Below are 14,277 nucleotides of genomic sequence, written 5' to 3'. Positions count from 1 at the left end.
CCGAGTCACGAGAGCCGATGCGAAGAGCGTCTTCTCGATCGCCTACGAACCCCAGGGAATTACGCTTGCCCCCAGGCGCGGAAGGCCTGGCGCACTGAGCCGCGGTCTAGGGACCGTACGGGTCCACCAGGGGTGACGGGGTCCGGGCGACCTCCAGCACCTCCTCGGGGAAGGCCGGCCCGGTGGTGTAGAAGCGGGTACGGGTCTTACCGACCGGGGTGAGCAGTTGGGCGGTGGCCAGGTCGCGTAGGTCGCGTTGGGCTTGTTGAACGCTGAGGCCTTCGGCGCTCTCGTAGCGAGTGCGGCGGACGCGTCCGGATATCGCAGCATCGTGCAGCGCGGTCACCACGCGTTCGTCGAGCCGCCGTTGCCGGGCGAACTCCTCCAACAGCACCCAAACCCGATTCGAGCGCTCAAGGCGCGCTTTTACCGTTTGTCCCTGCTGGTGGTAGGCGGTGAGGTTGAAACGGATCCAGTCGGAAACGTCCTGGTCCGGACGATAGGTCGCGCCGCGCCGGGCGAGCACAGCGTAGTACTCCCAGGTGTTGCCCGGCCTGCCCAGCCATGCCTCGATGGAGGAGAACTCCGGCGCGAGCACCCCGTCCCTGGCGATGATCAGGGTCTGCAGTGAGCGTGACATCCGTCCGTTGCCGTCGGCCCAGGGGTGGATCGAGACCAGGTGCAGGTGCGCCATGGCTGCTCTGATGAGCGGGTGATCGCCGTTGTCGGTGTTGAGCCAGTCGCAGAACTCGCGCATCAGGCTGGGTACGTCCAGCGCCTCAGGAGCCGTGTAGGCGGCGATGCTCGGATCACGGACGTCGGTGACGTAGACGGGACCCTTGCGCCACTGCCCGGCGGGTTTGCGCATGGTGTGGCGATGGCCCTGGAGCATCCAGTGGAGCGCGTTGAGGAAGCCCGCGCTGTAGCAAAAGTCCTCGACGTCGTGGAGAGTCTGGATGTAGGTCATCATTCGCTGGTAGGCGAGGGTCTCTTCGCGGTTCTCTTCCGAGACATCCACGTCCCTCTCACCCTCCATCAGGTCTTCCACGTCGATGGTGGAGACCTTGAAGCCTTCGATGGAGTTGGAGGCGGCAACTGCGTCGGCGGTCAGAAACTTCCGGAGCCCAGCGGTCCACTTGGCGGGTGTGGCGCGAACCTGATGATGCAACGCACGTCGGGCCGCCTCGATCTCCTCGAGGACCCGGCCGTCTTCCGCGGCGAGAGACGGCGTGGCATACAGCATGCTTCCATAATAGATTGACGCAATCATTGCGTCAATCTATTAGCCATACGGCAACGCCACGGCGGGCGGCGCGGCCACCAGGACGAGCAGAGCAGCCGGCCGGGAGGGCACCCGGGCGGGAAACCATCACCCCGGCGTAGGCCCCGCCGGGGTGACACCAGGGCCGTTCCGGGGGCCTGACCTTTACCTTTGGGCTCGTAAGAGAGACCCTCGAAGGTAGGGAGGTGTCTTCCCATGGAGTACAAACAGTGGAACATACAGATCTGGATCAGTGAGGACGACGAGGACGCCGTGACCACGGCCACGGCGGTGCTGTTCACCGCGGACGGAAAACGTCACGAGAGCGTGGCGCACGCCCGACGCAATCCCACCGACCGCCCGGTGCCCGGGATCGGGGACGAGCTGGCCGCTGGGCGGGCCCTGTCCAACCTGGCCTCGAAGTTGATCGAGGACGGCGCGGACGACGTGGCCCAGCTGGCCGGTACGGCATAGTTCAGAGCAGCCCGGCGGCAGCCAGGAGCTTGCCGATCCGGCCTACCTCGTCGTCATTGAGCGGAACCTGCGGGAGCGCGGTGATCGGGCAGTCGATGACACCGCGTAGGTGAAGCGCGGCTTTGAAGGCCCCGAGGCCCGACGAGCTGCCGCCCATGCGTGAGCCGCCTACACGGACTATCTCGAACAGCCTGACCAGGCGCTCCTGCTCCGCTCTTGCCGCCTGCCAGTCGCCCCGGGCGGCACATTGGTAGAGCTCGACGTATCCCTGCGGGTCCACGTTGCCCAGCCCGGGCACCACGCCGTCCGCGCCCATCCACAGCGCCGAGTCCACGGTCACCTCGGACCCCGTGAGCACGCGGAAGGGGGCCTCGCGGCCCAGGATGACCTGGCGCAGGCCGCCGTCGTCGCCGCTGGAGTCCTTCACTCCGGCCAGCGCGCCCTCGGCGGCCAGGCCGAGCAGGAGTTCGGCGCTCAGCTTCGTGTGCACGGAAACCGGCAGGTCGTACGCGTAGACCGGCAGCCCGCCCCGCGCGGCGATGGTCCGGAAGTGGGTGCGGATCTCGTCCGGATGGGTACGCGTGTAGAACGGCGCGGTCGCCACCAGCCCCGACACTCCCGCCTCGGCCGCGACCCGCACGTGTTCGAGCACGCGTGGCGTCGTCATGTCGATCACCCCGGCAAGCACCGGCACCTGCCCGCCCACGTGGCCGACCACGGTGTCCAGCACCACCCGGCGCTGCGCGTCCGTCAGGTACGCCACCTCCGACGACGACCCCAGCACGAACAGCGCGTCCACGCCCCCTGCCAGCAGGTGGTCGACCAACCGGACCAGCGAGGCGGCGTCCACCTCGTAGTCAGGGGTCAACGGGGTGCAAACCGGGGGAATGACGCCGGTCAAAGTCATGCGCGCTCCTGGATCAGCTCTACATCAGTTGCTCCCGCCGCCACCGGGTGGTGGCAATGGAAGAGGTGGTCGCCTTCGGTCTGCGCCGCGGACCGGTCCTCCGCACGGAGGTGGTCGCCTTCGGTCTGCGCCGCCGGCCAGTCCTCCGCACAAAGGTGGTCTGCCCGCCAGCACCGGGTGCGGAACGGGCAGCCGCTCGGCGGTCTGGTGGCGGAGGGCACCACGCCCACGAGCGGGATCGGGTTGATCGGCGAGATCAGGCCCGGGGTCGCGGAGAACAGGGCCCGCGTGTACGGGTGGCGGGCGCCCATCGGCACGGCCCGCGCGGGCGCCTGCTCGACGATCCTGCCGAGGTACATGGTGACCACGCGGTCGCTCATCCTGCGTACCGTCTGGATGTCGTGCGAGACGAACACCAGCGCGAGCCCGAGCCGTTCCTTCAGGTCGAGCAGCAGGTTGAGGATCTGCGCGCGGACCGACACGTCGAGCGCGCTGGTGGGCTCGTCGGCCACGACCAGGTCGGGTTCGAGCGCGAGCGCCCTGGCCACGGCCACGCGCTGGCGCTGCCCGCCGGAGAGCTGGCTGGGCAGCGCGTCGGCGGCGCTGGCGGGCAGGCCCACCAGGTCGAGCAGTTCGCGTACGCGGGCGTCGCGCTGGGCGGGGGTGCCGCGGCGGTGCACGTTGAGCGGGTCGCGCAGCACCTGCCTGACGGGCAGGCGCCGGTTGAGCGCCGTGGACGGGTCCTGGAAGATCATCCCGACGCTGGAGCCGATCAGCGCGCGCCGCTCGCCCTCCTTCAGCGCCCACAGGTCCTTGCCGCGGAAGGTCACGCTGCCCTGGGTGGGCTGTTGCAGGCCGACCAGCACTCTGGCCAGCGTGGACTTGCCGCAGCCCGACTCCCCCACGACCCCGACCGTCTCGCCGGCGCTCACCGTGAGGTCCGCCGCGGTCAGCGCGTGGACGCGGTCGCGCGAGAACAGGCCGCCCGAGCGGGCCTTGTGCACGACGTGCACGTCCTTCAGCTCAAGCATGCTGCTCACTTCCTACGAGCGCCGGATGATGGCAGGCCACCGCGTGCGTGGTGTCCCCCGTCAGCACCGGAGCCTCGGTACGGCACACGTCCGTGGCCATGGGGCACCGGTCGGCGAACCGGCAGCCGGGCGGGAAGTCGGCCGGGGCGGGCACCACGCCGGGGATCTGCGTGAGCCGCTCGGCGCCCGACTCCAGCGACAGCACCGAGCCCAGCAGGCCGCGGGCGTAGTGGTGGGCGGGCGCGCCGACCAGGGTCGCCGTGACGCCGGTCTCGACGATCTGGCCGCCGTACATGACGACCACGCGGTCGGTGACGTCGGCGACCAGCGCGAGGTCGTGCGAGACGAGAATCAGCGCGAACCCCAGCTCCTCGCGCAGCTTCAGCAGCAGCTCGATGACCTGCGCCTGGACGGTCACGTCGAGCGCGGTGGTGGGCTCGTCGGCGACGATCAGCTTCGGGTCGCGCGACAGCGCCATCGCGATCAGCACCCGCTGCCGCTGGCCGCCCGACAGCTCGTGCGGGTAGGCGGACAGGGTGCGGCGGGCGTCGAGGCCGACGAGTTCGAGCAGTTCGGTGGGGGTGCGCCGGCCGCCGCGGCGGGTGAGCTGCTTGATCTGGGCCTTGATGGTCATGGCCGGGTTCAGGGACGAGAGGGCGTCCTGGTAGATCATCGCCATCTCGTGGCCGAGCAGGCGGCGACGGGCGCGGCGCGACTCCGCGAGCAGTTCGCGCTGGTCGAAGCGGACGTGCCCGCTGACGCGGGCGTTGCGCGGCTGCAGGCCCATGATGGTCAGCGCGGTCAGCGACTTGCCGCAGCCCGACTCGCCGACCAGGCCGAGCACCTCGCCCGGGTGCACCTCGAAGCCGATGCCGTCCACGATGTCCACACCGTCCGCGAACCCGATCCGCAGCCGTTCCACCGAGAGGATCGGTGGCCCCTGCGGGAGCGGGCGGGCGCGTTCGGCCAGCCTGCGGGCGGCCTCGGCCAGCCCGGGGAGCTCGACGACCTCGCCGGAGCCGGGCCTGGCCCGCTCGAACGCGTCGTCCTTCCTCGGGACGGCCCTGCGGGTGGCGGGCGCGGCCCAGGCGTCGGAGATGCCCTCCGAGAGGATGTTGAGCGCGAGCACGGTCAGCAGGATCAGCAGGCCGGGGAAGACGGTGGCCCACCAGCCGCCGAGCAGCACCATGTTCTTGCCGTCGGCGATGACGCTGCCCCAGGAGGGGTTCGGCGGGCGCACGCCGGCGCCGATGAACGACAGCGACGCCTCGAACACGATCGCGTCGGCCACCATCACCGTGCAGAAGACCAGCACGGGCGCGGCGCAGTTGATCGCGACGTGCTTGACGACGATGTACGGCGTGCGCGCCCCGATGATCCGCTCGGCCGCCACGTAGTCCTCGCCGTACTGGGCGATCACGTTGGCCCGCACGACCCTGGCCACGGACGGCATGTAGAGGAAGGCCATGGCCATGACCAGCACCGGGATGCTGCCGCCGAACACCGCCACCAGCACGGCCGCCAGCGCGATGCCGGGGAAGGCCATGACGACGTCGAGCAGGCGCATGATGGTCTCGTCCACGGCCCGGCGCGAGGTGGCCGCGATCGCGCCGACGACCGCCCCGGCCACCAGAGCGAGCGCGGTCGCGCCGAGGCCGATGATCAGCGACCAGCGGGCCCCGTACAGGAGCCTGGACAGGATGTCGCGGTTGGCGCTGTCGAGGCCCATCCAGTGCACGGCCGACGGGCCGCCGCCGGTGGCCTCCTGGAAGTACGGCGAGTGCGGCGCGATCCACGGCGCCAGCAGCGCGGCCAGCACGACCACGGCCACGATGCCGACCGCCAGCCACGACAGGGGCTTGAGGCGGCGCAAGGCCACGCCCGGCCCCTTCTTCGGCACGGAGAGCCGTTCCGTCAGTCCACGTCTCATGCGGCGCTCCTGAGGCGGGGGTTGACCAGCAGGTAGAGGACGTCCACGACCAGGTTGACGACCATGAATCCGACCGCGATGGTCAGCACCACGCCCTGGACGACGGCCGGGTCGCCGTCGCGCACGGCGTTGATCATGAGCTGGCCCATGCCGGGCAGGCCGTAGATGGTCTCGATGACGACGGTGCCGCCGATCAGGTAGCCGATGCGCAGGCCGAGCACGGTGAGCGGGGTGATCAGGGCGTTGCGCAGCACGTTCCTGCCGACGACCACGATCGGCGGCAGGCCGCTGCCGATCGCGGTGCGCACGTAGTCGCGGTCCAGTTCCTCCACCATCGAGGTGCGGATGATGCGGGTGAGCTGGGCCGCGATCGGCAGCGACAGCGACAGCGCGGGCAGCGTCATCGACTGCAGCCAGCCCGCCGTGGAGTCGGCCGGGTTGATGTAGCCGCCCGTCGGGAACAGGCCCTCGCCGACGGCCAGGTACTGGATCATCAGCAGCGCCAGCCAGAACGACGGCGCCGCCACCCCGACCAGCGACACCACGCGGATCACCTGGTCCGGCCAGCGGTCGCGGTACAGCGCCGCGGTGACGCCGAACACCAGCGACAGCACCACCGCGGCGGCCAGGCCCAGGAACGTGAGCTGCAGCGTCAGCGGCAGCGCGGTCGAGATGGACTCCAGCACCGGCTTCTTGGTGAGCACGCTGGTGCCCATGTCGCCCTGGGCCAGGTCCGCGACGAAGCGGACATAGCGCAGGGGCAACGGGTCCAGCAGGCCGTTCTCGAGCTGGAACTGGTGGATCTGCTCGGGGGTCGGGTTCGCGCCCTGGAAGTACGCGTACTCCGGCTTGCTGTTGGAGAAGCGCATCACGATGAACACGAACGCGACCACGCCGAGCAGCAGCGGGATCAGCATGAGGAGCCGCCGGAGCAGCATCCTGGCGACGAGCGTCATGTCCTCTTGGCCTGCAGCAGGTTGATGCCGGGGTAGGGCTGGGCGCGGATGCCCGACAGCTTCTTCGGGTCCCAGGCGGTCATCAGCTCGTTGTGGACGACGGGGTAGAGGATGGCCTGCTCAGCCACAAAGTCCAGATATTTGTGGATAACTTCGGTCCTCTTGGCCTTGTCGGTTTCCTTGCTGGCCTCGTCCATCATCGCGAACAGCTTCTTGGCGTCCGCGGTGCCGTCCCAGTGGCTGTACTTCATCCACAGGCCGCCGGGCACGTAGTTGTAGTGCAGGATCAGGTCGGCGTCCATGCCGAACTGGTTGGGGTTCGAGGCGGCGGCGACCACCTGGTAGTCCTGGAACTGGTCCATCTTGGCGAACAGCGCGGCCGTGTCCTGCGGCTCCAGCGTGGTCTTGATGCCGATGGCCTCCCAGGAGGCGGCGATGGTGGGCAGGCAGTCCGCGATCCAGCTCACGTTCACGGCCATGAGGTTGATCGTGAGGTTCTTGACCCCGGCCTCGGCCAGCAGCGCCTTGGCCTTCTCGGGGTCGTAGTCGTAGACGACCGAGGCCCGCTTGTAGGCGGGGTTGCCCTCGTTGAGGAAGGAGCTGGAGGCCGTGCCGTGGCCCTTGAGCGCCACGTCGATCATCTTCTGCTTGTCGATCGCGTAGTGCAGGGCCTGGCGCACCCGTACGTCGTCGAAGGGCTTGGCGCCCGTGTTGAACATCAGGAACATGTGGTTCATGCCCTTGCCGCCCTCGACCGTCAGGCCCTGCTGCTTGAGCTGCTCGACGTTGGCGTACGGGATGTTGTCGGCGATCTGCGCCTCGGCCGAGCCGCCGGAGATCTTGGCCACGCGGGCGGCGGCGTCCACGATCGTCAGCCAGTTCATCTTCTTGGCCGTGGCCGGGCGCGGCCCGTTGTAGCCGTCGAACGCCTCGAAGGCGGTGTTGGACTTGGGGTTGTGCGCGGTCTGCTTGTACGGCCCCGAGCCCATCGTCATGCCGCTCTTGGCCTTGTCCCACGCGCCCGCCTGGCTGAACACGTGCTTCGGCATGATCTTGGCGATGGTCAGCCTGGGCGCGGCGTCGGGGAAGGGGAACTTGAAGACCAGCTCGACGTTCCTGTCATCGACCTTCTTCACCTCCTGGAGCCAGGACTTGAAGAAGTTGCCGGTCAGGACGTTGTCGGGGCCCAGGATCCGCTCGAAGGTGAAGACCACGTCGTCGGCCGTGACCGGCTGGCCGTCGTGCCACTTGGCGCCGTCCCTGAGCGTGAACTTCCAGGAGGTCGCGTTCAGGTCGGTGGGCAGGGCGGTGGCCAGGGCCGGGTACGGCTCGCGCGTGATCGGGTCGGTGTCGAGCAGGCCCTCGTAGATGTGGCTGATCCCCGCCATCGCGAACGCCGACGCGGTCTGCGTCGGATCCCAGCTCTGGTCGTTGCCGTACCCGATGACGGCGGTGATCAGATCCTTGTTGGATCCGGCGCCGACCGATCCGGTCGAGGCCGGACCGCCGGAACACGCGGAGAGCGTCGCCGCGACGAACGCTGCCGCACCCGTAGCCCCGCTGTAACGCAGAAAGTCGCGGCGGCTGAACTCAGAGCTCACGGAATCCTCCTGGGACGTAGCACGTGGGACATCCCATGTCCTATCTTTGCCGTAACGTGGACGCTAGATGGTGCCACCGCTTGAGGTCAACAGAAGATTTCCGGAATGTTACATAGGGCGAAAGGAATTTCCATGGCCACAGTCCCGCGTCCGGCGCGGCCGAGCCGTGCCGTCGAGGCCCAGGAGGGCGTCAAGGACCTGATCGTCCGGCGTGGACTGGTGGCCGGGGACCCCCTGCCGACCGAGTCGGAGCTCATGGAGGAGCTGCGGGTCAGCCGCAACTCGGTCAGGGAGGCGCTCAAGGCCCTGCAGGCGGTCGGCATCGTGGACATCCGCCACGGCTTCGGCATGTTCGTGGGCCGGATGTCGCTGGCGGGGCTGGTGGACGAGCTGACCTTCCACAGCCGCATCACGCTGCAGAACGGCAAGAACCACCTGGCCAACCTGATCGAGATCCGCGAGATCCTGGAGAGCGGCCTCGTCGAGCGCCTCATCGAGCTGGGCCCTGAGGCCGACCTGACGCCGGTCGCCGACGTCATCGCCAGGATGGAGGCCGAGGCGCCGATCGGGCCGGTCTCCCCCGAGACCGACCGCCTCTTCCACGACCTCCTCTACCGCCCGCTCGGCAACCCGCTGGTGAGCCAGCTCCTGGGGGCGTTCTGGGACGTCTACTACCAGCTGCGCGACGAGCTGGGCGCGCCCGACGAGCCGCCGGGCGACGTGGTCAGGCGCCATCGCGACATCTACACGGCCGTGCTGGCCGGCGATCGGGGCGCGGCCGTGGCCGCCGTACACGCCCATTTCGAGGGGGTGCGCAACCGCGTGGCCAGGATCGGCGGCTAGTACGCGCTGAGCCGCTCCACGCGGGGATGCCAGCGCGTGCGCCACTCCCCGAACCACCGGGCGAACCAGGGGTGGGCGCCGGCCAGCGGCATGATGTAGGCCACGGTCTCCAGGTAGTAGCGCCGCTGGAACCGCCACGGCATCCGCTGCAGCTCCTGCACGTTGCTCACCCGGTCGGCCAGCTTCACGAACACCGCGTGCAGCGGCGCCTGCACGAGGGTGCTCAGGTAGTCGACCTTCGCGACCCCGCGCGGCTTGGTCACCCACCGCACGAGCTCGGCCACGCCGGCGCCGTACCTGCGCGCGATGTCCACCTCGGTGCACGGCGTGTCCTCCAGCACGTCGTGCAGCACGATCGCCACGAGCACGTCCCGGTCGGTCAGCTCAGCGCCGACCACGGCCACCTCCAGCGCCTCGAGCAGATGCTCCACGTACGGGCGCCCGGTCGGCCGCTGCTGCACCCCGTGCTGCGCGCGGGCGAACGCCACCGCGTCACGCAGGGACTCCGTGGTCCCCGGCGGGAGCGCCTCGCTCAGGGGGCCTTCCGCCTGCGCCCAGGACGACCAGCTCGTGAAGATCTCCATCCCGCTCCTCTCGTCCCGCGTGTCCTAGGCTGAGAATATGGCCGAGATCGCCGTCGCCGACGGCTCGTGGACGTTCAACGGCGAGTTCCTGCGCATCGTCCCCGGAAGCGACAAGGGCGTGCACGAGCTGCGCAGGACGCTGGGCGAGATCGTGGTGCCGCTGGAGGCGATCGCGAGCATGGCGTTCGAGCCGTCGCGCAAGGGCGGCCACGTGCGGATGCGGCTGCGCAAAGGGGCCGACCCGCTCTCCGACGCGGTCGCGGGGCTGCTCGGCCCGCCCGCCGACCCGTACCGGCTGACCGTCCCCAAGAGCCGCGCCGGCGCGGCCGAATACTTCGCCGACGAGGTCCGCGACACTCTGCTCGTCTACCAGACGCCCACCGCCGCCTGCGAGGACTACCTCCTGGCCGGGCCCTCCGTGCCCATCTCGGCCACGGCGGGCGACGGCACCGCGCTCTTCGACGGCGAGCGGGTGCGGCTGGAGTGGACCGGGTTCGCGAGCACGGAGAAGGAGAAGGCCGGGCCGCAGGAGTTCCCGCTGACGGACGTGGCCGGCGTGGAGTGGAAGCCGCAGTCCGGCATGGGTTACGGCACGCTGCGGTTCCGCGTCAAGGGCGAGGGGGCCGCGCAGCCGCCGCAGAAGGACCTCCACTGCGTGTCGTGGGGCATCCAGCGCTTCGGCGGGACCACCGCCCTGGTCGCCGCGGCCGTGCTGGCCCGGCTCCCGAGGGAGGCCGAGCTCCCGCCGCCTCCCCCGCCCGTCTCCGACGACGTGCACGACGCGGTCCTGCGCCGCCTGGGGGAGCTCGGGGAGTTGCACCGGTCCGGGGTGCTGACCGACGAGGAGTTCGCGGCGGCCAAGCAGGCCATGATCCGCCGCCTCCAGGAGACGTGACCCCGCCCGAGCGGGGCAAGATGTGGCCAGATGCCCAATATCGGAGGACCTAGAGTGACCCACGACGAAGAGAAGCTCCTGCGCCGCGCCATCGAGCTGGCCGCGGAGGCCCGTGCCGGCGGCAACCCGCCGTTCGGCTCGCTGCTGGCGGGCCCGGACGGCTCGATCCTGGTCGAGGAGCGCAACAGCTCGCTCACCGACCGCGACATCACCGCGCACCCGGAGCTGAAGCTGGCCCGCTGGGCCGCCCGCGAGCTCGACCCCGCGGCCGCGGCCACGACCACCATGTACACCAGCTGCCAGCCGTGCGGGATGTGCGCGGGGGCCATCGCCCGTTCGGGCCTGGGCCGCGTCGTCTACGCGCTGTCCGGCGATCAGCTCAACGGCCTCAAGCCGCCGGGCAGCGCCTTCGTGGACCCGCCCGTCGAGGGCCCGGCCCTGTACGACGAGGCGCGCGTACCCGTCGAGGGCTACTACGTCTGACCCTTCACGGTTCATCCGGCCACTCCGCCTCCGTGTCGTCGGAGGCGGAGAGGCGGGCGCCCCGGCCGGTGCTCCTCAGAGGCCGCGCAGGCGGGCCACGCCGTCGCGGCGGGCCTGGTCGGCCACCGCCGCGGCGACCGCGGGCACCACCCGGGGGTCGAACGGCTCCGGGATGATCCGCTCCGCCGACAGCTCCTCCTCGATCACGCTGGACAGGGCGTGCGCGGCGGCCATCTTCATGTTCTCGGTGATCTCCACGGCCCGCGCCGACAGGGCGCCCCTGAACACGCCGGGGAAGGCGAGCACGTTGTTGATCTGGTTGGGGAAGTCGCTGCGCCCGGTGGCCACGATGGCGGCGTGCTCCAGCGCGATCCCCGGGTGGATCTCCGGCTCGGGGTTGGACAGGGCGAACACGATGGAGCCCGGCGCCATCGACGCGATGGCCCGCTCGCTGATCGTCGAGCCCGACAGGCCGATGAAGACGTCCGCCCCGGCCATGGCCTCCTCGGTCGTGCCGGTGTGGCCCGACTGGTTCGTGCAGGTCGCGATCAGGGCCTTGTACGTGTTGAGGTCGCCGCGGCCCTGGTGGATCACACCCTTGCTGTCGGACACGATGACCTCGGAGATGCCGGCCTTGAGCAGCATGCTCGTGACCGCGAGCCCGGAGGCGCCCGCGCCGGCCACGACGGCCCGCAGGTCCCACAGCCGCCGCCCGGTCAGCCGTGCCGCGTTACGCAGCGCGGCCAGCACCACGATCGCCGTGCCGTGCTGGTCGTCGTGGAAGACCGGGATGCCCAGCCGCTCCTTGAGCCGGCGCTCCACCTCGAAGCAGCGGGGGGCGCTGATGTCTTCGAGGTTGATGCCGCCGAAGGACGGGGCCATCCGGGCGATCGTCTCCACCAGCTCGTCGACGTCCGTGCAGTCGAGGCAGATGGGCACCGAGTCCACGCCCCCGAACTGCTTGAACAGCAGCGACTTGCCCTCCATGACCGGCATGGCCGCGGTGGGGCCGATGTCGCCGAGCCCGAGCACGGCGGTGCCGTCGGTGACCACGGCGACCACGTTGGACCGCCAGGTGTAGTCGTCGGCCAGCTCCGGCCGCTCGGCGATGGCCGTGCACACGCGGGCCACCCCCGGCGTGTACGCGAGCGACAGGTCGCCGGCGTCGCGCACCGGCACCGACGGGCGCGTCTCCAATTTGCCGCCCTCGTGCAGGCGGAAAGCCGGGTCCTGGTCGAGAAGCGTGGCGAGGCTGATGGCCGGCGCGGTGATTTCGGTCGTCATCCGGAGCTCCTAGAACCGCAGCATCCGGCCGGACGGGGTGCGTAAGTCAGGCACCTCGTTCCACACCGTGGTACGCGCCGGGCGCGCCTTTTTGAGCTGTGCACGTTTCATGACGTCCATGCCTTTCTGCGCGGCCCCGTCCGCTACGTCGATGTGATTAACAACACAACTCGAGTGTCACACGGGCGGCCATTCCCGGTTACCCCATGTCCCCCCTATATCGGCGCCACCCCCTGGTAAGAGGTACGAGGCAGTAGGGGTTGTCCGGGATAGGGGTCGGTCGGGAAATTCGAAGGACAGATACCTGCGAAAGGACAACGATGACGGTCCTGACCGCTTTTCCCACGGAAGCACCACTCGATCCGAGGACGCCATCGGCACGCCTCTCGCGGCTCCTGGACCCCGGCTCCATGGTGCCGATGCCCGGCGACGAAGAGAGCGGCGTGCAGGCCGTACACGGTCTGATCGACGGCTCGCCGGTCATCGCCTACTGCACGGACGCGACGCGCATGGGCGGCGCGCTGGGCTGGGCAGGCGCGAATCGCATCGTCGAGGCCATCCAGCTGGCCGTCCGCCGGCGCTGCCCGGTGATCGGCCTGTGGCATTCCGGCGGTGCCCGGCTGGCCGACGGCGTGGAGTCGATGGACGGCGTCGGCCGCATGTTCGCCGCCATGACCGCGGCCTCCGGCCTGATCCCGCAGATCTCGGTCGTCCTCGGACCGGCCGCGGGCGCGGCCGCCTACGGGCCCGCGCTGACCGACGTGATCATCATGTCGGACGTCGCGCGGGTCTTCATCACCGGGCCCGACGTCGTCCGCAGCGTCACCGGCGAGGAGATCGACATGGCGGGCCTCGGCGGCCCGGAGGCGCACGGCCCCAAATCGGGGGTCGCGCACATCACGGTCGACTCCGAGCAGGCGGCCTACGACCGGGCCCGCCTGCTGACGGGGTTCTTCACCCGGCCCGGCCGGTTCGACTTCGCCGCGCTGAGCGAGCCGCGCGACCTGCGGGCCCTCCTCCCCGAGCAGCCGCGCCGTGCCTACGACGTCCGGCCGGTCCTCCGCGAGCTCCTGGACCCGGAGTTCCTGGAGTTCCAGCCCCGCTGGGCCCCCAACATGGTGATCGGGCTCGGCCGGCTGGGCGGGCGGGCCGTGGGCGTGATCGCCAACAACCCGCTGCGCAAGGGCGGCTGCCTCGACTCGCTCTCGGCGGAGAAGGCCTCGCGTTTCGTGCGCATGTGCGACTCGCTCGGGGTCCCGCTCGTGGTCGTCGTCGATGTGCCCGGCTACCTGCCCGGCGTCCAGCAGGAGTGGGGCGGCGTGGTCAGGCGGGGCGCCAAGCTCCTGCACGCCTTCGCCGAGTCGGTCGTCCCCCGCGTCACGCTCATCACCCGCAAGTCGTACGGCGGCGCCTACATCGCCATGAACTCCAGGTCGCTGGGCGCGACCGCGGTGTACGCCTGGCCCGATGCGGAGGTGGCGGTCATGGGGGCCGAGGCGGCGGTCGGCATCCTGCACCGCAAGCGGCTGGCCGCGGTGCCCGAGTCCGAGCAGGCGGACCTGCACGCGCGACTGGTGGAAGAACATCGGCGGACGGCCGGCGGGGTCGAGCGGGCGATGTCGCTCGGCGTGGTCGACGCGGTCGTCTCGCCTCTCGAGACCCGGCTCCGGCTGGCGGAAGCACTGGCATCGGCACCGCAGGACCGCGGCTGCCACTCCAATATCCCGCTCTGAATCGAGGAGACCATGTCGAACATCAAGGTAATGCTCGTCGGCGGACCGAACCACCTCCCGGCCGAGCAGCGGATCGTGACCATCGCGAAGTTCTGCGAGAAGATCAAACTGCCTTTCGGCAGCGGGTACGAGCACTTTCTCCACAATGGCGAGCGCATGCGCGTGGACGGGCAGGAGGTGCCCGCCTACCACTGGATCATGCGGACGGCCATTGCCGAGTGACAGGTGACCGCCTAAGGGTTCGCTAGGGGTGGGAAAGCAGCCGGACCGGCGATTCAATATGAGTAGTCGGGTT

Annotated in this window: 14 protein-coding genes; 6 read left to right on the top strand and 8 right to left on the bottom strand. The window is 70.0% G+C overall.

The features are described from left to right. Positions 1-106: 106 nt before the first annotated feature. Positions 107-1,243 carry a Fic family protein gene (locus AB0J87_RS49985; protein ID WP_363979464.1) on the bottom strand — a complete coding sequence of 379 codons (1,137 nt, stop codon included), beginning with the start codon at positions 1,241-1,243 and terminating at the stop codon, positions 107-109. Positions 1,244-1,477: 234 nt separating this feature from the next. On the opposite strand from AB0J87_RS49985, the gene AB0J87_RS49980 reads away from it, so the two are divergent. Continuing rightward, entirely contained in the window at positions 1,478-1,735 is a 258-nt protein-coding gene (locus tag AB0J87_RS49980; RefSeq protein ID WP_185067965.1) for a DUF1876 domain-containing protein, read from the top strand. Position 1,736: 1 nt separating this feature from the next. Here the strand turns inward: AB0J87_RS49980 and AB0J87_RS49975 are convergent, their stop codons facing one another. From AB0J87_RS49975 to AB0J87_RS49955, 5 genes are read right to left on the bottom strand one after another with little or no spacing between them, the layout of a single operon-like run. Next, positions 1,737-2,642: a dihydrodipicolinate synthase family protein gene (locus AB0J87_RS49975; protein ID WP_363979461.1), complete on the bottom strand. Its 906-nt coding sequence runs from the start codon at positions 2,640-2,642 to the stop codon at positions 1,737-1,739. Then, positions 2,639-3,673: an ABC transporter ATP-binding protein gene (locus AB0J87_RS49970; protein ID WP_363979458.1), complete on the bottom strand. Its 1,035-nt coding sequence runs from the start codon at positions 3,671-3,673 to the stop codon at positions 2,639-2,641. Before AB0J87_RS49970 ends, AB0J87_RS49975 begins: the two co-directional genes overlap by 4 nt. Continuing rightward, positions 3,666-5,603 (bottom strand): dipeptide/oligopeptide/nickel ABC transporter permease/ATP-binding protein, encoded by a 1,938-nt coding sequence (locus AB0J87_RS49965; RefSeq protein WP_363979455.1) that lies wholly within the window; start codon positions 5,601-5,603, stop codon positions 3,666-3,668. The genes AB0J87_RS49970 and AB0J87_RS49965 overlap by 8 nt, the downstream gene beginning before the upstream one ends. Further along, positions 5,600-6,559: an ABC transporter permease gene (locus AB0J87_RS49960; protein WP_363979452.1), complete on the bottom strand. Its 960-nt coding sequence runs from the start codon at positions 6,557-6,559 to the stop codon at positions 5,600-5,602. Before AB0J87_RS49960 ends, AB0J87_RS49965 begins: the two co-directional genes overlap by 4 nt. Continuing rightward, positions 6,556-8,160 carry an ABC transporter substrate-binding protein gene (locus tag AB0J87_RS49955; protein ID WP_363979449.1) on the bottom strand — a complete coding sequence of 535 codons (1,605 nt, stop codon included), beginning with the start codon at positions 8,158-8,160 and terminating at the stop codon, positions 6,556-6,558. The genes AB0J87_RS49960 and AB0J87_RS49955 overlap by 4 nt, the downstream gene beginning before the upstream one ends. Positions 8,161-8,292: 132 nt before the next feature. Here AB0J87_RS49955 and AB0J87_RS49950 point away from each other — a divergent pair, with 132 nt between their 5' ends. Then, positions 8,293-9,003 (top strand): FCD domain-containing protein, encoded by a 711-nt coding sequence (locus AB0J87_RS49950; protein ID WP_363979446.1) that lies wholly within the window; start codon positions 8,293-8,295, stop codon positions 9,001-9,003. Here AB0J87_RS49950 and AB0J87_RS49945 read toward each other — a convergent pair. After that, positions 9,000-9,587 carry an HD domain-containing protein gene (locus AB0J87_RS49945; RefSeq protein WP_363979443.1) on the bottom strand — a complete coding sequence of 196 codons (588 nt, stop codon included), beginning with the start codon at positions 9,585-9,587 and terminating at the stop codon, positions 9,000-9,002. The two genes, AB0J87_RS49950 and AB0J87_RS49945, sit on opposite strands and share 4 nt — an antisense overlap. A 37-nt stretch (positions 9,588-9,624) precedes the next feature. Here AB0J87_RS49945 and AB0J87_RS49940 point away from each other — a divergent pair, with 37 nt between their 5' ends. Together AB0J87_RS49940 and AB0J87_RS49935 are read left to right on the top strand one after the other, a co-directional pair. Continuing rightward, entirely contained in the window at positions 9,625-10,482 is an 858-nt protein-coding gene (locus AB0J87_RS49940) for a DUF4429 domain-containing protein (protein WP_363979440.1), read from the top strand. Positions 10,483-10,536: 54 nt separating this feature from the next. Continuing rightward, positions 10,537-10,965 carry a nucleoside deaminase gene (locus AB0J87_RS49935; RefSeq protein WP_350728266.1) on the top strand — a complete coding sequence of 143 codons (429 nt, stop codon included), beginning with the start codon at positions 10,537-10,539 and terminating at the stop codon, positions 10,963-10,965. 75 nt (positions 10,966-11,040) lie between these two features. Here the strand turns inward: AB0J87_RS49935 and AB0J87_RS49930 are convergent, their stop codons facing one another. Then, a complete protein-coding gene (locus AB0J87_RS49930; RefSeq protein WP_363979437.1) occupies positions 11,041-12,249 on the bottom strand; it encodes an NADP-dependent malic enzyme in 1,209 nt (402 codons plus the stop codon). 320 nt (positions 12,250-12,569) lie between these two features. Between AB0J87_RS49930 and AB0J87_RS49925 the strand changes: the two genes are divergently transcribed. Both AB0J87_RS49925 and AB0J87_RS49920 read left to right on the top strand, forming a co-directional pair. Then, positions 12,570-13,982 (top strand): carboxyl transferase domain-containing protein, encoded by a 1,413-nt coding sequence (locus tag AB0J87_RS49925; RefSeq protein WP_350728268.1) that lies wholly within the window; start codon positions 12,570-12,572, stop codon positions 13,980-13,982. Between the two features lie 12 nt (positions 13,983-13,994). After that, on the top strand, positions 13,995-14,204 hold the full coding sequence (locus AB0J87_RS49920; protein ID WP_363979434.1) for a DUF5988 family protein: 210 nt from the start codon (positions 13,995-13,997) through the stop codon (positions 14,202-14,204). The last annotated feature ends 73 nt before the right edge of the window (positions 14,205-14,277 follow it).

Origin of the sequence: Nonomuraea sp. NPDC049625 (assembly GCF_040675285.1) — a bacterium.
GTDB classification, from domain to species: Bacteria; Actinomycetota; Actinomycetes; order Streptosporangiales; family Streptosporangiaceae; genus Nonomuraea; species Nonomuraea angiospora_A.
This window is presented reverse-complemented; position numbering and strand designations above follow the sequence as displayed.